Annotated in this window: 22 protein-coding genes; 13 read left to right on the top strand and 9 right to left on the bottom strand. The window is 51.4% G+C overall.

What is annotated here, in order from left to right; translation table 11 throughout:
• Positions 1–11: 11 nt before the first annotated feature.
• Together ACJJJB_RS12000 and ACJJJB_RS11995 are read right to left on the bottom strand one after the other, a co-directional pair.
• Positions 12–1,322 carry an OprO/OprP family phosphate-selective porin gene (locus ACJJJB_RS12000; protein ID WP_445364979.1) on the bottom strand — a complete coding sequence of 437 codons (1,311 nt, stop codon included), beginning with the start codon at positions 1,320–1,322 and terminating at the stop codon, positions 12–14.
• A 266-nt stretch (positions 1,323–1,588) separates the two neighbouring features.
• A complete protein-coding gene (locus ACJJJB_RS11995; protein ID WP_020413375.1) occupies positions 1,589–2,479 on the bottom strand; it encodes a TraB/GumN family protein in 891 nt (296 codons plus the stop codon).
• A 189-nt stretch (positions 2,480–2,668) separates the two neighbouring features.
• Between ACJJJB_RS11995 and ACJJJB_RS11990 the strand changes: the two genes are divergently transcribed.
• Positions 2,669–3,772, top strand: coding sequence for a glycosyltransferase (locus tag ACJJJB_RS11990; protein ID WP_445364978.1), 1,104 nt, complete (start codon positions 2,669–2,671; stop codon positions 3,770–3,772).
• A gap of 19 nt (positions 3,773–3,791) precedes the next feature.
• Here the strand turns inward: ACJJJB_RS11990 and ACJJJB_RS11985 are convergent, their stop codons facing one another.
• The 3 genes from ACJJJB_RS11985 to ACJJJB_RS11975 all read right to left on the bottom strand — a co-directional run bounded on the left by ACJJJB_RS11985 (position 3,792) and on the right by ACJJJB_RS11975 (position 6,253).
• Positions 3,792–4,376, bottom strand: coding sequence for an acyloxyacyl hydrolase (locus tag ACJJJB_RS11985; RefSeq protein ID WP_157533489.1), 585 nt, complete (start codon positions 4,374–4,376; stop codon positions 3,792–3,794).
• 100 nt (positions 4,377–4,476) lie between these two features.
• Positions 4,477–5,625, bottom strand: a complete 1,149-nt coding sequence (locus ACJJJB_RS11980; protein WP_040628847.1) for a sigma-70 family RNA polymerase sigma factor — start codon at positions 5,623–5,625, stop codon at positions 4,477–4,479.
• 208 nt (positions 5,626–5,833) lie between these two features.
• The gene (locus tag ACJJJB_RS11975) at positions 5,834–6,253 is read right to left on the bottom strand and encodes a hypothetical protein (protein ID WP_444946417.1); all 420 of its coding nucleotides are present in this window, start codon (positions 6,251–6,253) and stop codon (positions 5,834–5,836) included.
• 251 nt (positions 6,254–6,504) lie between these two features.
• On the opposite strand from ACJJJB_RS11975, the gene ACJJJB_RS11970 reads away from it, so the two are divergent.
• Positions 6,505–6,819 (top strand): hypothetical protein, encoded by a 315-nt coding sequence (locus ACJJJB_RS11970; RefSeq protein ID WP_444946418.1) that lies wholly within the window; start codon positions 6,505–6,507, stop codon positions 6,817–6,819.
• A gap of 62 nt (positions 6,820–6,881) precedes the next feature.
• Here ACJJJB_RS11970 and ACJJJB_RS11965 read toward each other — a convergent pair whose 3' ends face one another.
• From ACJJJB_RS11965 to ACJJJB_RS11950, 4 genes are all read right to left on the bottom strand, one after another.
• Entirely contained in the window at positions 6,882–7,640 is a 759-nt protein-coding gene (locus tag ACJJJB_RS11965) for a YciK family oxidoreductase (protein ID WP_444901210.1), read from the bottom strand.
• 60 nt (positions 7,641–7,700) lie between these two features.
• Positions 7,701–8,360 carry an HAD family hydrolase gene (locus tag ACJJJB_RS11960; protein WP_020413368.1) on the bottom strand — a complete coding sequence of 220 codons (660 nt, stop codon included), beginning with the start codon at positions 8,358–8,360 and terminating at the stop codon, positions 7,701–7,703.
• Positions 8,361–8,372: 12 nt separating this feature from the next.
• Complete coding sequence (gene ubiG / locus ACJJJB_RS11955; protein WP_020413367.1) at positions 8,373–9,074, bottom strand: bifunctional 2-polyprenyl-6-hydroxyphenol methylase/3-demethylubiquinol 3-O-methyltransferase UbiG; 702 nt, start codon at positions 9,072–9,074, stop codon at positions 8,373–8,375.
• 73 nt (positions 9,075–9,147) lie between these two features.
• Positions 9,148–10,473: a TRZ/ATZ family hydrolase gene (locus ACJJJB_RS11950; RefSeq protein WP_445364977.1), complete on the bottom strand. Its 1,326-nt coding sequence runs from the start codon at positions 10,471–10,473 to the stop codon at positions 9,148–9,150.
• 188 nt (positions 10,474–10,661) lie between these two features.
• On the opposite strand from ACJJJB_RS11950, the gene gyrA reads away from it, so the two are divergent.
• From gyrA to ACJJJB_RS11895, 11 genes are all read left to right on the top strand, one after another.
• Complete coding sequence (gene gyrA / locus ACJJJB_RS11945; protein WP_020413365.1) at positions 10,662–13,223, top strand: DNA gyrase subunit A; 2,562 nt, start codon at positions 10,662–10,664, stop codon at positions 13,221–13,223.
• 167 nt (positions 13,224–13,390) lie between these two features.
• Positions 13,391–14,470: a 3-phosphoserine/phosphohydroxythreonine transaminase gene (gene serC, locus ACJJJB_RS11940; protein WP_445364976.1), complete on the top strand. Its 1,080-nt coding sequence runs from the start codon at positions 13,391–13,393 to the stop codon at positions 14,468–14,470.
• Positions 14,471–14,523: 53 nt separating this feature from the next.
• A complete protein-coding gene (pheA, locus tag ACJJJB_RS11935) occupies positions 14,524–15,627 on the top strand; it encodes a prephenate dehydratase (RefSeq protein ID WP_020413363.1) in 1,104 nt (367 codons plus the stop codon).
• Complete coding sequence (locus ACJJJB_RS11930; RefSeq protein ID WP_445364975.1) at positions 15,627–17,858, top strand: bifunctional prephenate dehydrogenase/3-phosphoshikimate 1-carboxyvinyltransferase; 2,232 nt, start codon at positions 15,627–15,629, stop codon at positions 17,856–17,858. The genes pheA and ACJJJB_RS11930 overlap by 1 nt, the downstream gene beginning before the upstream one ends.
• Before the next feature lie 62 nt (positions 17,859–17,920).
• Positions 17,921–18,610: a (d)CMP kinase gene (gene cmk / locus ACJJJB_RS11925; protein WP_282952942.1), complete on the top strand. Its 690-nt coding sequence runs from the start codon at positions 17,921–17,923 to the stop codon at positions 18,608–18,610.
• 168 nt (positions 18,611–18,778) lie between these two features.
• Positions 18,779–20,458 (top strand): 30S ribosomal protein S1, encoded by a 1,680-nt coding sequence (gene rpsA, locus ACJJJB_RS11920; RefSeq protein ID WP_020413360.1) that lies wholly within the window; start codon positions 18,779–18,781, stop codon positions 20,456–20,458.
• Positions 20,459–20,599: 141 nt separating this feature from the next.
• Positions 20,600–20,908, top strand: a complete 309-nt coding sequence (ihfB, locus tag ACJJJB_RS11915; protein ID WP_020413359.1) for an integration host factor subunit beta — start codon at positions 20,600–20,602, stop codon at positions 20,906–20,908.
• A gap of 107 nt (positions 20,909–21,015) precedes the next feature.
• Positions 21,016–21,324, top strand: a complete 309-nt coding sequence (locus ACJJJB_RS11910; RefSeq protein ID WP_245556689.1) for a lipopolysaccharide assembly protein LapA domain-containing protein — start codon at positions 21,016–21,018, stop codon at positions 21,322–21,324.
• Between the two features lies 1 nt (position 21,325).
• Positions 21,326–22,516, top strand: coding sequence for a lipopolysaccharide assembly protein LapB (gene lapB, locus ACJJJB_RS11905; RefSeq protein ID WP_020413357.1), 1,191 nt, complete (start codon positions 21,326–21,328; stop codon positions 22,514–22,516).
• Positions 22,517–22,576: 60 nt separating this feature from the next.
• Positions 22,577–23,287: an orotidine-5'-phosphate decarboxylase gene (gene pyrF / locus ACJJJB_RS11900; protein WP_445364974.1), complete on the top strand. Its 711-nt coding sequence runs from the start codon at positions 22,577–22,579 to the stop codon at positions 23,285–23,287.
• Between the two features lie 143 nt (positions 23,288–23,430).
• The gene (locus ACJJJB_RS11895) at positions 23,431–23,739 is read left to right on the top strand and encodes a ComEA family DNA-binding protein (protein WP_020413355.1); all 309 of its coding nucleotides are present in this window, start codon (positions 23,431–23,433) and stop codon (positions 23,737–23,739) included.
• Positions 23,740–24,529: the final 790 nt, after the last annotated feature.

Below are 24,529 nucleotides of genomic sequence, written 5' to 3'. Positions count from 1 at the left end.
CTCGTTGATAATTACCAATATCCCTGCATGCGAACAGCAAACTGTCGGGTTTGATCTCCAGTAAAGCGGTCATTACCTAGAGTCACATTTAACATGAATCGCACTTTGGGATTGAAATAATAATTAAATCCAAAGACAAAATTTTGAACCGTCATATTGGGAATGTCGCGATTTTCAATCGTGTCGTAGCGGGCCGTCACTTCGAAAGCCCCAGCTGGAGGCCGGGGCTTAATTGACTTAAAAAGACCCTTCTTATAGTTATAGGGTTTGTGTTGCCCGGTTACTGCCCAGCTTCCAGTGATATACCAAGTATGGACACTTTGGTCACCGATAAAACAACCAGTAAGTGGGTCGCAAAAGAAGTTGGGTGGGGCACCAAAAAACTCTTCGAAAGTGAGCTCGGAGAGGAAAAAGTCACCGGAGAATCTGCCAATAGCATACTCCGATTGAGCAAAAAAAGGGCCGTAAGTACCAGCCAGTTCCAGACCTAGTATCAGTACATCACCTTCTGGCTTCCCAAGATAAAACTCCTCATCGCCAAATTCCCCAAAGAAGAAAGCGTTTCCGCCTGGGCTCAATGCGACTAATTGCTCTGGGCCGCGGCGGCCGGCATATTCGACTAGGGCCCTCCGAGGAGGAGTGTTTTGATTGGCATCTTCATAACTAAGCGAGGCACCCAGATGCAATGTACTTTTATAGTCATCAATCGGAGCCCAGGTAAACCTGGTTGTGGCGCCAACACCTGAATTGCGGGGGTCGCCAGGATTGCGCAAATTTATCAAATCAAAGCCAAAAGTATGGCAGCACCAGTAGGTATTCCAGCCGATGCCCTGCTGCCTGCCTCGGTTGTCATAGATGCCGGCAGCGGTAGCAAAGGCGCGTTCCATCATGGTGATTTCGTTGGAGGACGTAAGCTCATTAATGGAACGGTTCGGTTTGTAGTTTCCTATTCGGAGCCTTCCATCGAGGACTTCGGTTGCCAAATAAACATCTCTAAGCCCAGCGGTACCGCTAGTGGCAAAGTCCCGTTCGAGCTTATATTCCCACTCCCATAGCTTCCCTTTCATTGCCAGGCGTACCCGACGGAAATCTGTGGTATTTACCGGTTCTTCAAAGTCGTCAATGAGAATGAGGTCTTCATAGTAGCTATCATCTTTATCAAAGAGGTAGGTGTCAAAATGGATGCGACCTCCAAGTTCCGCAGAAAAGTTCCCGTCGTCGGAGACAATTTTGAGCCCCCCTTTCGATTCGGCTTTGTCTGCCAAAGCAGGGGGCGATAGAAAAGCAAAGGCTAAGGCGCAATATAGGCCATAGCATTTCATATGACGCTCCGTATCAAAGCGGTACTTAGCGACCGCGGCGTGTTGTTGCAGTTTAGCAAGTGTGCATGGACCAGTTGTAAGGGAGTATTAGGTTTTCTCTGTATGTACCCCGCGCGAGATGGAGCAAAGCTGATTGCTGTTAATAGTTGTTGTCCTGGCGGGAAATGGGGGAAGAAGATTGCCGCCCAAAAGAAACTGGCGGCAAGGTTATTGGGAGGGAGTATCGTCTCGTACTACCAAATAGCTCGAATATTATCCGGTGGGGGCTATATCCGGTCCAGCTTGTATCCGTCCTCTTTGAGCAGCTCCACGATGCTGCCCCCCCCAACTAGGTGTCCTGCTCCAACAATAACAAACAGGGATGAATGGTTTGGCGCTTTTAAGCTGATTCGCTTCGCCATATTTTCATTGCGCTTGAAAAACAGCGTATCGTAAAGCGGTTTGTATTCCGGGTTTTCATTGAGTCCGTCAAGGATAATTAGGTGGTGGAGAGTTTTCTCATCGCCGTCCTTCCAAGCCTTGGTGAGCTTGGGGAGGAAGCTGGATATATCTTCCAGCTGCTCAAGGGTTTGTTGTAACAGAAGAGCTGGGTTGTCCAGGCCATTTAACAGTTGGAACTGCTGTAAAACCCCTTCGAGTTCAACGACCGGTTTGTCATCTTTCTTGGCTTTTTGCAGAAAATGGCGATCTATACCCAGTTCAGGATTGAGGCCATGGGCCTGCATTTCGACCATACTCATGGAAATCATGGCAATTGCAGGGCGCTGGCGAATAAACATAGCCTCCGGCATATTGTGCTTTTGTATCCACTTCTGTAGCTGTTTGTACGTTTCCGGGGGGAGGTCGTCACGTAGATTACGTTCACCCTGGTAGACTGATTCCATCATGATTTTCTGCTGTAGCAGCATATCGCCTTCCGCAGCGAGAATATCGGCTTCTACTGCAATGGCATCGCTCTCGGCATAGGCGCGCTCAATTTGGGGGCGCATGGGGTAGAAGTCTTCTGTAGCTAAGTGGATTGAGCCCAGCAGATAGATAGTCTGGTTCTCTTTGGTGGCCTTCCAGAAGATACCTTGGTCAGTTTCTGCGGCATTTACTAAACCGACAAATAATATGAGAGCGAGAGCTATCGACTGTGATAAGTAACGATGAATCATTGCTGGTCCCTGATCTTGTTTAAGCGAAAGAATAGTAACACCCTGGAGTAGGCGCTGATACTGGAGGTGACGGCAAAGATAAACTGGCCATATGTGTAGGTTTTCCCGTTGGCATGTGCGGAATTTACTGGGAAACTAAATCAGTGAGAGTCAAAATAGTGACTTTGTTCCATTTTCGCGGTAAACATTTTGAGAATTGTACAAGTTTGGCCTGAGTTAGAGCCTGGAGATGCAGGGAAGGCCGCATTGGACTTTATACAAGCGTTGAGCCAACAGGGGCATGAGCCTGTTGTGATCTCGGCAGGTGGGGCGCTGGTTGCTCGTCTCAAGCTACATGGTATCCAGCATATTCAACTGCCTTTGAATAAAAAACCCCTCTGGTCACAACCCCTTGTACGGCGTCTTACTAATATTTTGGCCGGGCTACAAGCAGATATCATACATGTGCATGGACGGTTAGCTGCTTTATTGACTTCGCGGGCTTGGCGGCGTATGGATGATGTAAATCGTCCAGGTTTGGTAACCCATGTCGATAGCAATCGTGCACCCAGTCGCCGAGATGCTGGTGTGATTGCCGGGGAGCGGGTTATCGCCACATCCCTTGGAGTGGCTAATCAATTACAGGCGCACTACGGAAAGAAGATGGTCTCGCCGGCCAGTGTTATTCCCTGGGGAGTTGGCGCTAAGGAATTTGATCGTAGCAAACCCATTTCAGGGCAATGGCATTTGCGTCTTCTGAATAATTATCCTCAGCTGGAGGGAAAAAACTGGTGGCTGTATTCGGGGGATTTATCCCTGGAAGGAGAGTTAGGCTTTTTTCTACAGGGACTCGCTTATTCAGTGCGAGGTCGTGAGGATATAATGGGCTTGGTTATTGGCAAGCAACAAAAGGATGATTTGCGTTATATCCGCAAGCTGGAGTTATATGCCCAAGAACTGGGTTTAGAAGGGCGCGTGCTGTTCCTTGGGGCTCGCCAGGACATGCGCGAGCTGTATGCCTCATCCCAGGTGTTAGTTAGTCTTGCTCGCCCGTATGAGCCATGCGGCAGGAATGCTATGGCAGCGCTTGCAATGGGATGTCCAGTGATTGCTTATAAGGATACGTGTGCGGGGGAAGTGTTGGCCCATTGTTTTCCGGAGGGAATCGTAGAGCGCAAAAATGTAGAAGCTTTATCTGAAGCTGCTTTAGCCTTAACCGATCGTTTAGTAAAAATTGAATTTCACAGTTTTTATAATGAGGATTTAGTTAAACAAACTGTAAACCTTTACCATGAATTACTGGATAGGCCTTGATAATCTATTTTTGGCCTGACTAAAAATTGAAGTGCCCATTTAGGGATGCGAAGTCGAAGCCGGGGTTGGGTGTATTGGTCCTGGCATTGGAGAAGTGGCTATAGCGTAAAGATAGTGTATGGCCACCTGAGAAGCGATAGCCCAAAGCAAAATGCAGTGCGAAGTTTAATTTTGTGCTCATTCTGATACTGCCAAAATGATCGTTACTTAAATAGGATGCGCCTACACCAGCTTCTCCAAATCCGCCGCGAGGTTCATTGCGTGGGTACCAGCGCAGTAGAGGCTTTAATTCAAATATATTTTGTTGCTGGCTTTCGTCGCGATATTTTATTCGCATGTGGGAATAACTACCTTGCCCCCACCATTCCCAAAAATTGTTGTCGAGATTGGATGATGCGAGCAGGTAGGAATAGCTGAAGCCTGCCATTTCTGCGGCTGAGATGGAGTGCACTTGCATCAGCTCACTGCCCAGCCCCTTTCCTGCGCTAGCAATAAATTCTGACTCAGCAAAAGTGAAAGGGGAAATTAAGAGTCCATAAATAAAAAAAGGTGCGTAATTTTTAAGGGTATTACCGCACATACATGAAACCACTGGCTTACGCATAACTTCCGATGTTAACTAATTGAGCTTTATTAAGACTAGAGGGAAAGATGGCGATGGCAAGTTTCAATGATGAGGCTTGCCACCGGCTTCTTCCTTTTTTTCAGCGCCATTGCCGCTTCAGTTGTCGAAGTGCGTCGGAATGCAGTTGTCTGGCCCTTTCCTGACTTAATCCCAGTTGTTCGCCGATGACTCGAAATGAGCAGTCTCTATCGGATACCAGCCCATAGCGAAGATTTAAAACAGTTCTCTGTCTGGCAGGTAGTCGCGCGACAGCTTCACGCAATCGCTCGGCCAACTCCTGGTTGGTTACCAGCTCGTCGGTATTGTAGAGTTCGTCGGCTGGCGCGTAGTCGAGTCGCGTGCTGCTTTGGTCATCGGCAACAGGGTCATCTAACGAGCCGGTGGGCCCAGGCAGCTTTAGTAGGCTTTGGATACGCTCCAGGTCCAAGCCGGTTTGCGTAGCGAGATTTTCATCGGATGCGGGAAGCCCTTGGGCACGGACTTCACCTATCGCCCTGTAGATCGCTCTCAGATCATCCTGGACATTTGCAGGTTGGCGAACCAGGTCCTCATTTCGGCGCAGGGCCAGCTGGATTTCCTGTTGAATCCACCAATAGGCATAGGTGGAAAAGCGATAACCCATTTGTGGCTTAAAGCGCTCTATGGCTTTCATCAGACCGACATTGCCTTCCTGGATAAGGTCGATAAAAGGAACCGATGGGTTGCGAAAACGCTTGGCAATGGCGATTACCAGGCGCAGATTGCACTGGATCAGCTTTTTGCGCTGTTTTTGGAAGCGCTTTAGCACGCCGTTGAGTCTACTGCGCTCTCTGCGTGGTAGGTGATCGAGGACTAATAGGGCTTCTGTGCGCTCTATGATCAGCCCATGATCATAGGCCCCTGTACTTCCCCGTTGCTCTACACCTTCACTGCGCAATTGCACTAGCTCGGTGCCGTATTGCTGTAAGATGACAATGAGTTTGTCTTCCAGATCTCTGAGCATGCATGTGGTACTGTGTTCCTCCTCAGGAGTTAGCAGCTCGAGTCGATAAAGGTGCTTTAAGTAGCTTTGCATGGGGGTTGTGCCACTCTCAGAGAGTGGCTCCCCAACAGAATGAATCTCTTCGATATCGGGCCCGGCATCAGTGGCCTGGTCGCGATCATCTGCATTGGAGCAGGAATCGGAGAGGGCGTTGTCTGTATCCTTCAGCCAGTCTTCATCCCTTGAGTAGAAATTTTCTCGGGACAAGTGCTCAAACCTTCTGTTGACTGCGTGAACGATATGTACTGGTTGGTCTCTCCAGGCAGCCTGTGGCGCCCATTTCACCTTAACCATAGATGAAAGTTGATTATTGCGCCTTCCTTTCGATGACTAGAAGGTTCTAATTGTCGGGCTTCTTTGAGGTTGGAAGGGCAGCTAATAGGGTCTGTTACTGCCCTTTAGACAAGAAAGGTTGTTATTTAACCCGCTTTACTCGCATTTTGCGACCGCCGTCTGCTTGTTTCATAAAGAAAGAGCCGAGCATGGCACGCTCTACAGTGACTAGATCGCCAGCCCCCCAAAATATGCGTGCACTTCCGCTTTGCTTCCAGATCTGGCCATTGTCTAGCGTAATAATTTTTTTACCATAAGAGTCATCTTGAATTTTGGCGATTTTGGCTTCGATGTACTCTGGAACTTGAAGGGTCGCTTTATGTTCTTGGCCAAAGTTTTGTTTTGCTTGCTGTTCCAAGGAGCCACTGAGGCTATCGAAGCAAGCCAATCGATCTTCATCTACTGCTATTGCAGAACAGGTTTCCAGCTGTTTTGTCAAGGAGTTAGCATACGCTATTGGGGTCAATAAAATTAAAGCAAGAGAACAAAGAACCGCTTTCATAATCTTTATTTCATATTATTGCCTAGTGTTAGCGTTATTCTGCCCGACCCAGCAGGGCTGGACAATGAAATTTGTGCGATATTTCACGCTTTTGCCTGAATCTGCGTGGAAAAATAGCCTCATTCTTAAGTCTGATTGATCTATTGGCTAAATCTGACTTGGTATCCAGGGGGGGGCATATCAACTAAATCCTGGGTATTAATTTATCAATTGGAAAAATTTTATAAATTAAAGCTATCCAGGAGTGGAAAATGAAAAGTCTAGCAACTCCAGCAGTCTTGTTTGCCCTTGTGGCCACCTATTTTTGTTATGAGGGCATGCGACTTTCAGTTTCGGGGGCGGCATTAGCGGTAGCGACGGAGTTGGTAGCAGGTCAGTCACTCGAGGGTGGAGCTCAGCAAAATCTCTTCGACAGCAGTGGTAAGGTAGATAAAAAAGCAGAGATTTTCGAGGGTAATGAAATGATGGAGTTTGAAGGGGATATTTTTGCAGATGCCCCTGAGCATGGTGGTACAGAGCGGGATAGCGATCTGGACAAGAAGTCTCCAGGGCAGCGGAAGGGCTAATTAATTTCTTGATTTATGACATAAAAAAACCGAGCTATGCCCGGTTTTTCCAGTTAGCAATATTATCGTTTTTGTGCACTGAAGTGCTTACCACTCTGGCCTAGGCTGTCATCTCCCATCAAGTAGAGATAAGTGGGCATTATTTCTTCGGGAGCTACCACAGACTGGGGGTTTTCGGCTGGATATGCAGTGGCGCGCATAGATGTCCGTGTGGCGCCGGGATTTAGGCTATTTACCCGTATATTTGATACGCCATCCAATTCATCGGCGAGAACCTGCATTAGCCCTTCGGTAGCAAATTTTGATACTGAGTAGGCGCCCCAGTAGGCTCTCCCTTTTAAACCAACACTTGAGCTGGTGAATACAATCGACCCAGCTTTAGATTTTTCCAGTAGTGGTAGCAGGGCTTTAGTGAGACCAAATGTTGCATTGATATTTACTTGCATGACCTGCTGCCAGGTGGCGAAGTTGTAGTTGGCTAGTGGTGTTCGTTGGCCGAGGAGACTCGCATTGTGTAGCAGCCCGTCCAGTCGGCCAAACTCTTGATCAACTGCTTCGGCAAGGTTTTCGAAATTCTCGATCCGGGCCTCATTCAAGTCGAGCGGAAATATTGCTGGTTGAGGACCGCCAGCTGCTTCAATTTCGTCATATACCATTTCCAGTTTTGCTGTGGTTCGCCCCAGCAAAACTACAGTGGCTCCGTGTGAGGCGAAAGTTTTTGCGGCAGTTTTTCCGATGCCGTCACCAGCACCAGTAATGAGTATTATTTTATCTTTGAGCAGGTTGGTGGGCGCAACATAGTCGCCGGCAAATTCTGACATGAAAAATCCTGATGCTATCGCCAAGCACAAGAGCTGGGCGTTACTGCGCGGGTTAGAAAGTTAAATATAATGTTGTTTAAGCAGGGGCCAGATTTCCTCTACAGAGCTGACCAAGTGATCTGCGCCCCAGTTGGCTGGGTTGTCTGATGCATCAATGTAACCATAACTACAGGCGATTGTTGGCATTCCAGCACGCTGCCCCGCAACAATATCCCGCTCGTGATCACCAATATAAACGGCTTCCGAGGGGGCACAGCCAATTTGATTGCATGCCAGGAAAATGGGCTCCGGGTCTGGTTTTGTCTTGCTGACGTGGTCTGGGCAAATCACAGCTGCTGCTGGTGGCAAGTGCTCAAATGCCTGCATTAATGGTAGCGTAAATGCCTCGGGCTTATTGGTCACAATGCCCCAGGGGATACTGTTGTCCACGAGGGTGTCCAACAAGTTTTCAATACCCGGGAAAGGCGCTGTTTGCTCAGCCAAGTGAGCAAGGTATAGATCCAGAAGGCGCTGTAGCAGACTGCTGAACTCTGGGTCTCCCTCTTCCTTGCCAAACCCCAGTGTTACCAATGCGCGAGAACCATTGGAAACCGTGCCGCGGATTATTTCATCTGGCAGTGGAGGCAGTTGTTCCTGATGCCGTAGTTGATTAAGTACAACAATAAAATCTGGCGCGGTATCGAGAAGAGTGCCATCCAGGTCAAATAAAGCTGCTTTCATTTTATCGTCCGCTTACTCGGGTTTAATGGCATGCACAAGGTAGTTTACGTCGACATCGCGAGAGTTGAGTTTATAAGTGCGAGTTACCGGGTTGTATGTCATACCGGTAATATCCTTTAACTCCAAATCGCTTTCCCTCAGCCAGGCGCCCATTTCTGAGGGACGGATAAACTTGCCGTATTCATGGGTGCCTTTGGGTAGTAAGCGTAGGATATATTCTGCCCCTACTACTGCGAAAAGCCAGCCCTTAGGAGTGCGATTGATTGTCGAAAAAAATAGGTGGCCACCGGGTTTGACAAGCTTCGCGCAGGCGCGGATCACCGATGACGGATCGGGCACATGTTCCAGCATTTCCAGGCAGGTAACGACATCAAAACTAGCCGGTATTTCTTCAGCCAAGTCTTCGACAGCTACCCGCCGGTAATTTACATTTACGCCGCTTTCCAGTGCATGCAGTTTGGCCACATTCAGTGGTGCCTCTCCCATGTCGATGCCGGTAACGTCAGCGCCTCTCTGGGCCATGGCTTCCGTCAAAATGCCCCCGCCACATCCGACATCCAATAGCTTCTTATCCGCGACTGATGCAAGTCCATCGATATAGTTGGCGCGCAGCGGATTGATTTCATGGAGTGGCTTAAATTCGCCCTCTTTATCCCACCAGCGGCTGGCGAGCTGTTCGAATTTGGCAATTTCTGCAGGATCTACATTACTCATGAACTTCTATGCAAACTCCGTCGCTAGTGGCCGACCCTCGCCGGTAATAGGATCACTGGGGGTTAATTCGCGCTCAGCGCGAATGGCCGGCAATTCTATCACGCCACAGTTGTGCTCGCTGAACTACCTCTATTTCGTTCAAGGTTTGCAATTGGCGTTGTTTTAAAAGTTGTCTGCCGGCTACCCAGACATCACTTACATTATGGCCGCCCCCGGTATAAATCAGCTGGGAGATCGGGTCGTGTACTGGCTGTTGCTCAATTCCCCCCAAATTGATAGCAGTAATGTCTGCACTTTTACCAATTTCAAGGCTTCCGGTAATTTCATCAATTCCCAGTGCGCGTGCGCCGTTGATAGTGGCCATTGCCAAGGCTTGGTGTGCGGGTAGAGCGGTAGCTCGGCCGCTGACTGCTTTTGCCAGAAGGGCGGCGGTATTAGCTACGGCAAAAAGGTCCTGGCTGTTATTGCTGGCTGCGCCATCAGTGCCAAGCGATACATTGATACCGGCGTCTAGAATCTCTGTCGCAGGGCAGAAGCCGGAAGCTAGTTTGAGATTTGAAGAGGGGCAATGCGCTACATGGGCGCCGCTTTTACTTAGTAGCTCGATATCCCTTTCGTTGGTTGCGACCATGTGCACACATAGAGTTTGCGGCCCCATCAGGCCCAGGCGCAAGAGGCGCTCAGTTGGGCGTTCTCCACTTTTCTCTAAAGCGGTTTCTACCTCGTGAAAAGTCTCATGCAGGTGTATTTGTATGGGAACCTGGGCCTCCGCAGAGCATACAGCGATTTTTTCCAGGGTCTGATCCCCCACTGTATAGGGGGCGTGCGGTGCAAAGACCACTTCGATACGCTCATGGGCGCGATAGTCATCTCGAAGAGCTAGACCCTTATGTAGTGCTTCCTCACTATGCCGGCTCCAAGGAGTGGGTGCGTCCAGTACAGGAAAGGCGATATGGGCCCGGATGCCACTTTCCCGTGCTGCACAAGCTACGGCCTCAGGAAAGAAATACTGGTCAGAAAATGTAGTGGTGCCAGATCTCAGCATTTCGGCAATGGCATGACGACTGCCATCTGCAACAAATTCTGGGCCCACCCAGCGTTGTTCTGTCGGCCAGATATGTTGCTCCAACCACTCTTTTAACGGGCGGTCATCGGCATAGCCTCGCAGCAATGTCATAGGGGCGTGATTGTGAGTATTAATTAAGCCGGGAATCAAGGCGTGCTGGTTGAGATCTACTTCCTGGCTTGCCTTAAAACGGATCTTGGCTTCTGAGGAGGGCAAGAGTGCCGTAATTCGGCCCTGCTCAATAGCGAGAGAGCAATCTTCGTACACTTTTTGTTCAGGAATCACTGGAATAATCCAGCGTGCGTGGATCAATGTATCGACGGGCTGTGACATAAGTGCTAAGAGGCGGCGGTTAAAGTGGATTCAACTTTAGCGGCGGGGGACTGTTACGGCAACCAGGGATCTAAATGGCGTGAGTGGCTGTTCAGATGCCCCCTCCAACGGCGTCAAACTATGCTAGAATCGCCCGCTTATCCGGGCTCGGTACACATGCCCGCGCTATAAAAGGAACGCCGTAAGCCATGGGCGAATTAGCCAAAGAAATCTCTCCGATTAATATCGAAGAAGAACTCAAGCAGTCTTATCTCGACTATGCCATGAGCGTGATTGTCGGGCGCGCACTGCCGGATGTACGCGATGGCCTCAAGCCGGTACACCGCCGCGTGCTCTACGCGATGAGCGAGCTTAAAAACGACTGGAATAAACCATACAAAAAATCAGCGCGTGTCGTTGGTGATGTAATCGGTAAATATCACCCGCACGGAGACACTGCGGTCTACGACACTATTGTGCGTATGGCGCAGCCGTTTTCCATGCGTTACACCCTGGTAGATGGCCAGGGTAACTTCGGTTCTATCGATGGTGACAGCCCAGCTGCCATGCGATACACCGAGATCCGTATGGACAAGTTGGCCCATGAGCTGCTGTCCGACCTCGATAAAGAAACGGTTAACTTTGTCGATAATTACGATGGTTCCGAGCAAATGCCGGAGGTGTTGCCTTCCCGTGTGCCGAACCTTTTGGTCAATGGCTCCTCCGGTATTGCGGTGGGAATGGCTACCAATATTCCTCCCCACAACCTGGGTGAGGTGATCAAGGCATGCCTGGCTCTGATCGACAATTCCGAGTTGACCGTCGACGACCTGATGGAGTACATCCCCGGGCCCGACTTCCCCACGGGCGCCATCATCAATGGCCGCGCCGGTATTCTCCTTGCCTACCGCACTGGCCGTGGGCGCATTTATGTGCGTGCCAAAGCAGATGTGATCCGCGATGACAAGACCAATCGCGAAACCATCATCATTACTGAGATCCCCTTCCAGCTGAATAAGGCGCGCTTGATCGAGCGTATTGCTGAGCTGGTGAAAGAGAAAAAGATCGAGGGTATCTCTGAGCTGCGCGACGAGTCCGACAAAGACGGCTTGCGCGTAGTGATTGAGCTTAAGCGGGGAGAGCTGGGTGATGTGGTTCTGAATAACCTCTATTCCCAGACCCAGCTGGAAAGCGTCTTCGGTATCAATATGGTGGCCCTGGTCGATGGCCAGCCCAAGGTATTGAACCTCAAAGAGCTGCTCGAGCACTTTATTCGCCACCGCCAGGAAGTCGTTACCCGCCGTACGGTCTACCTGTTGCGCAAAGCCCGCGAGCGCGGCCATATTCTGGAAGGTCTGGCGATTGCCATCGCCAATATCGATCCAGTAATCGAGCTGATCAAATCTTCCGCCACGCCGGCAGATGCCCGCGAGGCGTTGCTGGCTAAAGGCTGGCCTGTAGGCAATGTACAGCAGTTCCTGGAGCGAGCTGGTGCTGATGCCTGTCGTCCAGATGATCTGCCGCAAGAATTTGGTTTGCGCGACGACGCTTACTACTTGTCCCCGGCCCAGGCTCAGGCAATTCTCGAATTGCGCCTGCACCGCCTGACGGGAATGGAGCACGATAAGCTGCTGGCCGAATACCAGGATCGACTGGAGCAGATTGCTGAATATCTGCATATCCTCGGTAGCTTCGAGCGTCTGATGGAAGTGATCCGCGAAGAGTTAGAGCAGCTGTCAAAGGACTTTAACGATGAGCGTCGAACCGATATCGTTGCGTCTCGCCAGGATCTGACCGTTGAAGACCTGATTACCCCGGAAGACAAGGTAGTAACTATCTCCCACGGTGGTTACGCCAAGAGCCAGCCTCTGACCGATTACCAGGCCCAGCGCCGTGGTGGTATGGGTAAATCCGCGACCCAGGTAAAAGACGAGGACTTCGTCGAGCATCTATTGATCGCCAACTCCCATGACACCCTTCTGTGCTTCTCCAATAAGGGCAAGGTGTACTGGCTGAAAGTCTACGAAGTGCCCACCGCTGGCCGAGCCTCCCGTGGTCGCCCAATGGTTAATATGCTGCCCTTGGAAGAGGGTGAACGTATCAGCAGCATGATGCCGGTGTCCGAGTACGACGAAAATCACTTTATCTTCTTCACTACCGCCAATGGCACCGTGAAGAAAACCCCCCTCACCGCGTTTGCCCGCCCCCGCAGTGTTGGTTTGCGTGCAATTGAATTGGAAGAGGGCGATCGCCTGGTAGCCACTGCGATTACCGATGGTGAGCGCGATGTAGCGCTGTTTACCAGCGCCGGTAAGGCAGCGCGCTTCTCCGAGTCCAATGTGCGCTCTATGGGTCGTGTTTCCCGTGGTGTTCGCGGTATTCGTATGCAGGAAGGTCAGCAGGTTATCGCTATGGTTATCCCTGAAGAGGGTGGCTCTGTGATGATGGCTACTGAGAATGGTTACGGTAAGCGCACAGCTATCAGCGAATTCCCCACCAAGGGGCGCGGTACCCAGGGTGTTATTGCGATCGCGGAAAGTGAACGCAACGGTGCCTTGGTTGGTGCCTGTCAGGTGCATCCGGGTGAAGAGATGATGTTGATCTCCGACCAGGGCACTCTGGTGCGTACCCGTGTTGATGAAGTGTCTGTACTTGGGCGCAACACGCAGGGGGTGCGAGTGATTCGCCTGAAGACTGGCGAGAAGCTGGTTGGTCTCGGTCGCATTGAAGAGACCGAAGATGACGGTGAAGAAAACGGTGGGGAAGAGTGACCCACCGCTCCAGACCACTAAGAAAGGCTGCGTTTATCGCGGCCTTTCTTGCCTTTGGCTCCCACGAAAAACGCTAAAGGCGCGATATCTATCCCCCTGAATGGCAATTTGTGCGTAGACACATCTAGTTGTATTTGAAACCTTTTTTGTATTGTGGAAATCAGCTCATGAGGAAGTTTAATTTCTGTGCAGGCCCTGCCGCTTTACCGCAGCCCGTACTGGAGCAGGCGCAAAGGGAGTTGCTCGATTGGCAAGGGCTCGGTTGCTCTGTAATGGAGGTCAGCCACCGCTCTCCAGAGTTTGTTGAGGTGGCTGAGCGGGCCGAACAGGACCTCCGCGATCTGCTCAGAGTGCCGAGCAACTACAAAGTATTGTTTCTTCAGGGTGGTGCAACTGGGCAGTTCAGTGCCGTGCCCTGGAATCTTCTCGGCGCTGGGTCTACCAAGGCCGATTTTATTCATTCAGGTCACTGGGCGGCCAAGGCGATTAAAGAGGCTCGTCGCTACGGTGAGGTCAATGTAGTGGCTTCCAGTGAGGATCGAAATTTCAGCTATGTGCCAGCTGCAGACAGTTGGCAGCAAACGGAAGGGGCCGCATATCTACACTATACGCCGAATGAAACGATTGGCGGTGTGGAGTTTGATTATGTGCCGGAGGTGGATTGCCCGCTGGTGGCTGATATGTCCTCGACTATTTTGTCGCAACCTATTGAGGTGGAGAACTTCGGTGTAATTTATGCCGGCGCACAGAAAAATATTGGTCCTTCAGGTATTGCCGTAGCCGTGATTCGTGATGATTTGCTCGATCGTTCAATGGAAAATATCCCCCGCAGTTTGAGCTGGAAGGTGGCTGCTGATGCGGGCTCTATGGATAACACGCCGCCTACTTTTGCCTGGTATCTGTCAGGCCTGGTTTTCCAATGGCTGAAGGCTCAGGGTGGTGTTGAGGAGATGGCAAAGCAGGCCGATGCAAAATCCAAAATGCTCTACAACTTCTTGGATAGCAGCGACTTTTTCTCCAGTCCGGTAGAGGTGGGTAGTCGTTCGCGTATGAATGTGCCTTTCGTATTGGCAGACGCCAGTCTTGATAAATTATTCCTGGAGGAATCCCAAGCTGCTGGACTGTTAAGTTTGAAGGGGCATCGCTCGGTCGGTGGCATGCGCGCTTCTCTATATAACGCTGTTCCTCTGGAAGCGGTGGAGGCTTTGGTGGCATTTATGGCGGACTTTGAGGTTCGCCGGGGTTAAGTGTCGGAAAGGGTAAATAATACTGATGAATTCACGGAAAAGTAGATAGGCGAATGACAGAGGAAACTACTAGTGGCGACCAGCGCTTATTAGAGTTGCGCAACCGTATAGATGGCATTGATGCCGAGATCGCCCAGCTTATTAGTGAGCGGGCGCGCTGTGCGCTGGAGGTTGCAGAGGTGAAAAAGGCAACTGGTGAAGACGCGCTGTATTATCGGCCCGAGAGGGAGGCGCAGGTGTTGCGCAAGGCTATGGAGCGCAATCCAGGGCCCTTGACCAATGAGGAAATGGCGCGATTGTTCCGTGAAATTATGTCAGCCTGCCTCGCGTTAGAAGAGCCGGTCAAGGTGGCTTATCTGGGGCCAGAGGGTACTTTTACCCAGCAGGCCGCATTGAAGCATTTTGGCAACTCGGCCAAAAGCCGCCCGCTCGCCGCTATCGATGAAGTGTTTCGAGAGGTGGAAGCGGGGGCGGTGAGCTATGGCGTGGTGCCCGTTGAGAATTCTACCGAGGGTGTGATCAACCACACTCTGGACAACTTCATGAATTCCAATCTGAGTATTTGCGGAGAGGTGGAGTTGCGGATTCACCATCACTTGATGATCTCGGATGTAACACGGCCTGAGTCAATCACCCGTATTTATTCCCATGCGCAAAGTCTGGCGCAGTGCCGCAAATGGCTTGATGCCCATTACCCCAATGTGGAGCGGGTGGCTGTGTCCAGCAATGCTGATGCGGCCAAACGAGTTAAGGGGGAGTGGAATACTGCGGCGATTGCCGGTGACATGGCGGCTGATTTGTACGGCCTGAAGGTTCTTTCGGAAAAGATTGAGGACCGCCCGGACAACTCCACCCGCTTTCTGATTATTGGTACGCAGCAGGTTCCAGTCAGCGGGGATGATAAGACCTCCCTGATGGTATCCATGCGCAACGAGCCGGGTGCATTGCATGATCTTCTGGAACCGTTCCGTCGCTACAGTATCGACTTGACCCGTGTGGAAACCCGCCCGTCTCAATCAGGTAACTGGACTTATGTGTTCTTTATTGATTTTAAAGGCCACCGGGATGCAGATGGAATCTCTGCAGCCTTGAGAGAGGTTGGGGCTTGTGCCTCCGACTTAAAGGTGCTGGGCTCCTATCCGCGCGGTGTACTCTGATGGAGCAAGAGCAAATTGGCCGGCTGCTGGTTATTGGGATTGGCCTTATTGGTGGAAGTTTTGCTCTGGCGCTAAAGGCAGCAGGTGCCTGCCGGGAGGTTATTGGTGTTGCTCCTAACGCTGAAACCTGTGAGCAGGCTAGAAGGTTGGGCATTGTCGACCGAGCCAGTACCCGTCTCGAGGAAGTGCTGCCCGAGCTTGAGCCTGGCGACCTGGTTTTTGTCGCGGTACCCACGCTTGCGGTGGAGTCGGTGTTTGCTCAACTTAAAGGGGCCTTGCCAAATGGGGTAACCGCTACAGATGCTGCCAGCGTTAAGGGTAGTGTGGTAGTTGCGGCAAAAAAGGTATGGGGGCGAATGCCCGATTTCCTGGTTCCGGGCCACCCTATTGCCGGGTCAGAGAAAAGTGGCGTGACAGCGGCCAGGGATGATCTTTATCGCGATCATCGGGTTATTCTTACTCCGCTGCCGGAAACCGATACGAGTCATTTGCAGCTGGTGGAGCTGGCTTGGCAGGCGGCTGGTGCTGAAGTGCTTAAAATGCCAGTGGAGGAGCATGATGAGGTATTGGCGGCGACCAGCCACCTTCCTCATGTCATCGCTTTTAGTCTCGTGGACACTCTTGCGCACGATGCAGAAAATGAAAATATTTTTCGCTATGCAGCCGGTGGTTTTCGCGACTTCACTCGAATTGCCTCCAGTGACCCGGTCATGTGGCGAGATATTATGCTGGCTAACCGGGATGCCATTTTAAAGGCAATCGATCTCTACAGTCTCAATCTCTCATCTTTACGTAGTGCCATTGCCTCCGGCGATAGTGCGGCGCTGATGGGTGTCTTCACCCGAGCCAAAGCGGCCCGGGATCACTTTACAAAAATGTTGGCGAAACAAGCGTATTCAGATTCTATGCAAGCACAGGAAATTACTTTTATTGCACAGCCTGCTGCCAAGGTCACAGGCAAGTTCCGGGTACCTGGAGATAAGTCGATGTCACACCGTTCCATTATGCTGGGCTCCCTGGCAGAAGGGGTGACGCAGGTGGAGGGTTTCCTTGAAGGGGAGGACGCGCTGGCGACTTTACAGGCTTTTCGTGATATGGGAGTGGTGATAGAGGGGCCGCACGATGGTCGGGTAATTATCCACGGCGTGGGTATGCGCGGATTGAAGGCACCTCCGGGGCCCTTGTACTTGGGTAATTCAGGTACCTCCATGCGGCTGCTGGCGGGACTGCTTGCCGGGCAGGACTTTGATGTGACCCTTACAGGCGATGAGTCTCTCTCCAAGCGCCCCATGAATAGGGTGGCCAATCCGTTGCGGGAGATGGGTGCAAATATTGAAACCGGGCCGGAAGGGCGCCCACCGCTTTTGATCAAAGGCGGTAGCCAGCTGGCAGGGGTCCACTACCCGTTGCCGATGGCTAGTGCCCAGGTGAAATCCGCTGTGCTCCTCGCTGGGCTCTACGCTGATGGCGAAACCTCTACTGTGGAACCGGCGCCTACCCGAGATCATACCGAGCGTATGTTGCAAGGTTTTGGGTATGTAGTAGAGCGAAACGGCGCTAAGGCAAGTGTTTGTGGCGGAGGGGCTTTGGCGGCCTGCCGTATTGATGTGCCAGCAGATATCTCTTCCGCTGCTTTCTTTATGGTGGCAGCGGCTATCTCTCCTGGTTCAGATATTGTGCTGGAGCATGTGGGGATCAACCCGACGCGAGACGGCGTAATAAGTATTTTGCGGGCTATGGGGGCTGATATTGAACTCGAAAATGCACGAGAGGTGGGTGGAGAGCCAGTAGCGGACATACGGATTCGCTATGCCCCACTGCAAGGCATTCGCATTCCAGAAGACCTGGTGCCGCTGGCTATTGATGAATTTCCGGCCCTGTTTATTGCCGCTGCGTGTGCAGAGGGAGAGACTGTGCTGACCGGGGCAGAGGAATTGCGTGTTAAAGAGAGCGACCGCATTCAGGCAATGGCGAATGGGTTGGCGGCGCTGGGGGTGTCGGCCAGGGCAACCCCAGACGGTATTGTGATTCAGGGTACTGGCGAGAAAAATGTATTCTCTGGTGGGACAGTTGATAGCCTGGGGGACCACCGTATTGCCATGGCCTTTGCAGTGGCATCATTGCGCGCAAAAGATACAATCCGCATCCTTCATTGCGCCAACGTGGCTACCTCATTTCCAAATTTTGCCGAACTGGCGACGGAGGCTGGCTTAAAGCTTCAGTTGGCTTAGGGGGAATTTGGAAACCTCGCAGTTCGCGCAGTTATTTCAGAAGTAGAGTTTTATTAGAAGATATGAGTGATTCGAACAGGCTGCCGCCGGTAGTCACAATTGATGGCCCTAGTGGCTCGGGGAAGGGCACTATAGCCAAGCTGCTGGCGGACCGCCTGGGCTTTACCTTGCTTGATTCTGGCGCCCTGTATAGGGCTGCGGCCCTGGCTGCTCTTGATAAGGGGGTAGACCTGGCTGATGAGGAGGCGCTCACTCAGGTGGCAAAGGCCTTGGATGTTCACTTTGCTGTGAGTGAAGGTAAGCTGCGGGTGGTTCTTGATGGGCGCGAGGTCACTGATGATATTCGGATGGAGCGGGTTAGTATGGCCGCATCATCTGTGGCTGCAATTCCTGGAGTGAGGGCCGCTTTATTGCAGCGGCAGCGAGATTTTCGTCTGTCTCCCGGCCTGGTTGCAGATGGCAGGGATATGGGGACTACGGTGTTTCCTGACGCGCCAGTCAAAGTATTCCTGACAGCCAGCGCCGAGGAGCGCGCCAGGCGTCGCGAGGCGCAGTTGCGGGAGAGGGGTGTTTCTGTTAGCCTCCGCGACCTGCTGGAGGACATCCGTGCCCGCGATGCACAGGATATGAATAGAAAAGCCTCTCCCCTGGCTCCCGCTGAGGATGCGGTAGAGCTTGATAGCACAGGGGTGGGTATCGATGAGGTTCTCCAAAAGGTGCTCGATTTGATACAGGATCGAATTTCGTCCTGAAATTTGAGCAGCACATAGTTTACTAACGATAACGGCCGGGATCAGCCAGAATTGCCCGGCCGTTGTTGTAATCCGACCCGCGTGCTGGCAACGCGGTTGGGGTCACGGCTGGCGGTTGACTAAACTCAACAGTTACCAACGGCTGGGCCCAGCACTATAGGTAATGTAATGAGCGAGAGCTTTGCTGAACTATTTGAAGAGAGCCTGAAAAGCGTTGAAATGGCACCGGGCGCTATTGTAACCGGTGTTGTAATTGACGTAGACAAAGACTGGGTAACCGTCCACGCGGGCCTGAAGTCTGAAGGTGTTATCCCTGCCGCACAGTTCGCCAATGACAAGGGCGAAGTTGAGCTGCAGGTGGGCGACGAAGTACAGGTTGCCCTGGAAGCTGTGGAAGACGGTTTCGGTGAAACCCGTCTGTCCCGTGAAAAAGCCAAGCGCGCTGAAGCCTGGAAAATCCTCGACGCAGCCCACGCAGCTGACGAAGTGGTTAAAGGTGTTATCAGTGGCAAGGTTAAGGGTGGCTTTACTGTTGACGTTGCCAATATCCGCGCATTCCTGCCCGGCTCTCTGGTTGATGTTCGTCCGGTTCGCGACACCGCGCACCTGGAAGGTAAAGAGCTCGAGTTCAAAGTTATCAAGCTGGACTCCAAGCGTAACAACGTTGTTGTTTCCCGTCGCGCGGTAATGGAAGCTGCGACTTCCGAAGAGCGTGAAGCACTGCTGGAAAGCCTGCAGGAAGGCATGAGCATCAAGGGTATCGTGAAGAACCTGACCGATTATGGTGCTTTCGTGGACCTGGGCGGTATCGATGGCCTGCTGCACATCACCGATATGGCTTGGAAGCGCATCAAGCATCCGAGCGAGATCGTGAACGTTGGCGACGAGATCGAAGTAAAAGTATTGAAGTTCGATCGTGAGCGCAGCCGTGTATCCCTGGGCCTGAAGCAGCTGGGCGAAGATCCTTGGGTATCCATCAAGCAGCGTTACCCAGAAAACAGCCGCGTGAAGGCGGTTGTAACCAACCTGACCGACTACGGCTGCTTCGCCGAGCTGGAAGAAGGTGTGGAAGGTCTGGTACACGTTTCCGAAATGGATTGGACCAACAAGAACATCCACCCGTCCAAAGTTGTCCAGGTGGGCGACGAGGTAGAGGTGATGATTCTGGATATCGACGAAGAGCGTCGTCGTATCTCCCTGGGTATCAAGCAGTGCCAGGAAAACCCGTGGGATGCCTTTGCGCGTAAATTCGCTAAGGGCGACAAGATCTCCGGTAAGATCAAGTCCATCACTGATTTCGGTATCTTTATCGGTCTCGACGGCAGCATCGACGGTCTGGTGCACCTGTCCGACATCTCCTGGAACGAAGCTGGCGAAGAAGCCGTACGCAAGTTCAAGAAAGGCGACGAAATCGAGACTGTTATCCTGGGTATCGACTCCGAGCGCGAGCGCATCTCCCTGGGTATCAAGCAGCTGGAGTCCGATCCGTTCTCCGACTACGTTTCTACCAGCGACCGCGGCAGCATCGTTGTAGGTACTGTTAAGGAAGTTGATGCTAAGCAGGCAGTAATCACCCTGGCGAACGAAGTAGAAGGCGTTCTGCGCGCTTCTGAAATCAGCCGCGATAAGGTTGAAGATGCGCGCAATGTCCTGAAAGAAGGTGAAGAGGTAGAAGCTAAGATCACCAGTGTGGATCGCAAGAACCGTGTGATCAGCCTGTCTATCAAAGCCAAAGACCAGGATGACGAGAAGCAAGCTATCAAGGATCACAGTAAGAAGCAGTCTGAGCAGGTTCAGCCCGCTACTATCGGTGACCTGATCAAGGCGCAGATGAACAACAAAGACTGATTATCTTTGATTGTTTAGAGCTCCAGATGAAGCATTTGGAGTGACCCGAAAGCCGGACTGGGGTTGCCCAGTCCGGCTTTCTATTAGATGATTGCTGCTCTACTCCAAAATAATCAATGACTTAGAAAGGTTGCGGGGCACATGACCAAATCCGAACTGATCGAAAGGATTGCGTTGAGGTTGGATCAGCTGCCGGTAAAGGATGTAGAGCTGGCAGTCAAAGTTATGTTGGACTCCATGTCTGACGCGCTCTCCCAGGGTGAGCGGATAGAAATACGAGGTTTTGGTAGTTTTTCATTACATTACCGGGCACCACGTACAGGGCGGAACCCTAAAACCGGGGATGCCGTGGACTTGGCGGGCAAATATGTTCCTCACTTCAAGCCTGGTAAGGAACTGCGCGACAGAGTCAATCGGAGTATGCACGATGAGGCAGGGATCGGGGTATGATTACACCTCGGCAGCGGCTGATTGTGATTCGCTCTGCATCATGTGATTTTCCTGAATAGTCTCTGTGGCTTCTTAATAAAGCTATCTAGTGGAACGTGGAGGTTCCCTTGTCATTCTTGCGTTGGTTGATGCACGTTTTTCTTGGCTTTGTGGCCCTTCTGTGTGTCGCCCTCGGCATCTATATATCAGTGGAAAATCCCCAAATTATTTCACCGGTTATCGCAGGGTACTCCCCATTTTCTGGCAGTGTGGGAGTTTGGCTTATCGCAATGCTGCTTTTGGGGATTTTGCTGGGAGTTTTGGCTAGCCTGCTACCTCTCTTTACGCAGCGTCGCCGGGTAAGGGGGTTGAGTAGACAGTTAAAGAAAATGGAGCGAGAGCTTCAGGCTGCTCACCGCAAGGTATCCGGAGACTGATTTGCTCGATTTCGCCTATTTCTTTTTCCTGCTGGCAGCCATCGCCATAGGCTGGATGCTGGGGCGAGGCAGCTCCAAAAAGAAGCCGGACTTCAGCGAGCAGGAAGAATCCCTGGCTCGTTCCTATGCGCAGGGGCTGAATTACCTGCTCAGCGAACACCACGACGATAGTATTGATAAATTTATTGACTCGCTTGAGGTCAGCCCGGCCACTTTTGATACCCATTTGGCATTGGGGAATCTTTTGAGAAGGCGGGGTGAGTACGATCAGGCAATAAGAGTGCACCAAAATTTGTTGGCGCGTCCCAGTCTATCCAGGCAGAGTCAGCATAAGGCTCAATTTGAACTGGCTTGTGATTATATTGCTGCGGGGTGGCTCGACCGTGCTGAACGCCTGCTGCAGGAACTGGTAGAAACTTCCCAGGAGCTGCGTACAACCAGTCTTGAGCACTTAGTAGAAGTCTATCGGGATGAGCGCGAGTGGGCCAAAGCAATTCATGCCGTCAACTTGTTGCATGGCCGCCGATTTAAGCGCTTATCTGCTGATTGGGCGCCAGTGCAGGCACATTTTTGCTGTGAGTTGGCAGAGGAGGCGATTGCTGCTAAGGACTACCTCAGTGCGCGTAAACATTTAGATGCAGCCCTGGGGTATGATCGCAGTTCAGTGCGGGCCTGTTTGCTTTGGGCGCGCCTGGAGTATCTACTCGGCAAGCAGCGTGATGCCATCAAGGTCTTGCAGAGGATCCCCAAGCAGAGCCCTGACTATATTCCGGAGATTCTGGAGCTTCTCCTGACGTGTTATGGAGAGCTTGGTGATGGCCGAGGCCTGGATCGGTATCTGGAGTCCCTCCTAAAGGAGCACCCCTCGAATAGCGTATTAATAGCACTGGCTGAGCGAATCCAGGAGCAGGATAGCGAAGCCGCTGCGGCAGCGTTTATGGGTAAGCAATTGGCTTTGCGCCCTTCTTTGCGAGGGCTGGGGCGTTTTCTTGATTTGTATATTGGCACGGCACAAGGTAGAGCGAGAGAAAATCTCTCCCTGTTAAAAACGCTGGTTGATCAATTGATCGCAAACCGCCCCCATTATCGATGTAGTAATTGTGGTTTTTCCGGCAATCAATTGCATTGGCTGTGCCCCAGTTGCAAGCACTGGGACTCTGTCCGTTCGGTCAAGGGTATCGAAGGTGAGTAGTTCCGGCTGCTTGTCTTTTGCTCAATCAATGTACCAATGAAATTTATATGAGGTATTTCTTTGCGCTCTCAAGTTTCCTCTCCAATCGTTGTCGCTCTCGACTATGACAATAAAGAAGCGGCCCTGGCTATGGCGGGCCAGCTTGATCCGGCCCTTTGCCGGGTAAAAGTAGGTAAAGAGCTTTTTACCATTGCTGGACCCGGTGTGGTTCGGGCTCTTGTAGAGCGAGGTTTTGAGGTTTTTCTCGATTTAAAGTTTCACGATATTCCAAATACTGTGGCCTCTGCGGTGAAGGCCGCAGCGCGCCTGGGTGTCTGGATGGTCAATGTACATGCCAGCGGTGGCGAGCGCATGATGAGAGCGGCCTCTGAAGCTCTTGAAGAGTTTGGCGATAGTAGGCCACTACTAATCGGGGTAACTGTATTAACAAGCACCACTCCAGAGGAGCTGAAAGCCGCGGGAGTTGAAAAATCACTAAAAGATCACGTAGTGGGTTTGGCAGAGAAGGCCAAAGCCTGCGGTCTTGATGGGGTTGTGTGTTCTGCACGTGAAGCGAGCGCTCTTAAGCTGGCCTGTGGGCCGGAGTTTGCCTTGGTGACTCCCGGTATTCGCCCGGCTGGGAGTGATGCTGGAGATCAGCGCCGCACATTGACACCTTCTGAAGCTATTGCGGAAGGTTCTGACTATCTCGTTATTGGGCGCCCGATAACCGCATCTGCAAATCCGCTAGAGGCACTACAGGGTATTTTGACTGAAGTTTCAGGTAAGTAAGCTTTGATTACTTTGGTCGTATGTGATGTGGTGTAATTAGTACTAAGTAAGTTTGAGCTCGGCGCGTAGTTATCATGGTGCGGCTTGGGGAAGTATTGGTAGTCCCAATGTGAAACAAAAAACACTTTCACTTGGAGTCAATCATGACAAACTTTCGTGTATTACTTTCTGCTGTATTTGTACTAACTTTTGCACTTTGTCAGCCGGTGATGGTTTTTGCAGATGATGGAGAGGTTGAAGCTGCAAAACAATTGATATCAGAGGTTAATATAAACAGTGCATCAGTCGTTGAGCTGGCTGAAAAGCTGGATGGCATAGGGGAAGCTCGGGCGCAGTTAATCATAGAGTATCGTGAGAAACATGGCCCCTTTACTTCTATTGATCAGTTGTTGAATGTAAAGGGTATCGGCGCGACGACACTTAAGAAAAACAAGGAGAGGATTCGCCTTTAGTATTTGGAAGGCTGTCCATTATTAGCAAATGCCGGGCATTCAACTGGTGCCCAGTTGGGCCCGGTTTTAATTTGGGTGCGCTAGCAGGTCAGGCCTTTTACTTCGGGTTTAAGGGTTGTGTCCTGATGCTTTCCTTGGGCTTCGCTACCATGTAGTTTGCTTAGTCCTTTCTACGGCGTATCGATAGAATATTGTAAATTGTATTGGTGGTAGGCGTTAGCAGCGCCTATTGATGGGTTGGCTGCTTCCTGTTGTGTGTGTAATTGTTATCCGCTATTGCTTGTGGTTGTATCAATGCCTCTAACATAGCGGGTCGTCCGTAGGGGTTGTGGGGCACTTCATCGTGTTCATAACCCTCGCCAGAGTAAAGTATCCTTCTCGGTGTGAGTCTTTGATATCTTTTTCTGGGTTTTTATCACCCGGTGATCATGTGCGTTGCCGAGCCGAAGATTGCCTTGTACCAAAAGCCCTTCAGGTTTTACTTGGCGAGTTGCGTCAGGCCTGTTTGCGGCATGATTGCAAAGAAATCCACCGAATCTTGCGTGAGGCAGTCAGGGATTATTCGCCAAGGCAGAGTTTGGTGGATATGGCCTGGGCGCACCGGCGTCAGGATTCTCCGCTTGAGGGCAAGGCGCCGGTTAAGCGACTTCATGAGGTGGCTAGGGCTTGCTGATGGTCAGGTCTGCGAATCGCCCTGGCGGTAGTTGGAGCTTTAATTGAAGGATAAGATTTTCAGTTTACAGTAAATAAAAAACCCCACACAGTTTTTGTACCGTGTGGGGTTTTTGTT

The sequence above is a fragment of the Microbulbifer variabilis genome, assembly GCF_052468405.1.
The sequence above is the reverse complement of the archived record's forward strand: the minus strand, read 5'-3'. Positions and strand labels throughout refer to the sequence as shown.

Excerpts from the sequence above, each read along its gene's own strand:
- ACJJJB_RS11975 (WP_444946417.1), bottom strand. The coding sequence starts at position 6,253 with ATGAAAGCGGTTCTTTGTTCTCTTGCTTTAATTTTATTGACCCCAATA.
- ihfB (WP_020413359.1), top strand. The coding sequence starts at position 20,600 with ATGACCAAATCCGAACTGATCGAAAGGATTGCGTTGAGGTTGGATCAG.
- ACJJJB_RS11960 (WP_020413368.1), bottom strand. The coding sequence starts at position 8,360 with ATGAAAGCAGCTTTATTTGACCTGGATGGCACTCTTCTCGATACCGCG.
- serC (WP_445364976.1), top strand. The coding sequence starts at position 13,391 with ATGAGGAAGTTTAATTTCTGTGCAGGCCCTGCCGCTTTACCGCAGCCC.
- ACJJJB_RS11895 (WP_020413355.1), top strand. The coding sequence starts at position 23,431 with ATGACAAACTTTCGTGTATTACTTTCTGCTGTATTTGTACTAACTTTT.
- ACJJJB_RS11950 (WP_445364977.1), bottom strand. The coding sequence starts at position 10,473 with ATGTCACAGCCCGTCGATACATTGATCCACGCACGCTGGATTATTCCA.
- ACJJJB_RS11985 (WP_157533489.1), bottom strand. The coding sequence starts at position 4,376 with ATGCGTAAGCCAGTGGTTTCATGTATGTGCGGTAATACCCTTAAAAAT.
- ACJJJB_RS12000 (WP_445364979.1), bottom strand. The coding sequence starts at position 1,322 with ATGAAATGCTATGGCCTATATTGCGCCTTAGCCTTTGCTTTTCTATCG.
- ACJJJB_RS11995 (WP_020413375.1), bottom strand. The coding sequence starts at position 2,479 with ATGATTCATCGTTACTTATCACAGTCGATAGCTCTCGCTCTCATATTA.
- ACJJJB_RS11970 (WP_444946418.1), top strand. The coding sequence starts at position 6,505 with ATGAAAAGTCTAGCAACTCCAGCAGTCTTGTTTGCCCTTGTGGCCACC.
- rpsA (WP_020413360.1), top strand. The coding sequence starts at position 18,779 with ATGAGCGAGAGCTTTGCTGAACTATTTGAAGAGAGCCTGAAAAGCGTT.
- pheA (WP_020413363.1), top strand. The coding sequence starts at position 14,524 with ATGACAGAGGAAACTACTAGTGGCGACCAGCGCTTATTAGAGTTGCGC.
- ACJJJB_RS11930 (WP_445364975.1), top strand. The coding sequence starts at position 15,627 with ATGGAGCAAGAGCAAATTGGCCGGCTGCTGGTTATTGGGATTGGCCTT.
- ubiG (WP_020413367.1), bottom strand. The coding sequence starts at position 9,074 with ATGAGTAATGTAGATCCTGCAGAAATTGCCAAATTCGAACAGCTCGCC.
- ACJJJB_RS11965 (WP_444901210.1), bottom strand. The coding sequence starts at position 7,640 with ATGTCAGAATTTGCCGGCGACTATGTTGCGCCCACCAACCTGCTCAAA.
- gyrA (WP_020413365.1), top strand. The coding sequence starts at position 10,662 with ATGGGCGAATTAGCCAAAGAAATCTCTCCGATTAATATCGAAGAAGAA.
- cmk (WP_282952942.1), top strand. The coding sequence starts at position 17,921 with ATGAGTGATTCGAACAGGCTGCCGCCGGTAGTCACAATTGATGGCCCT.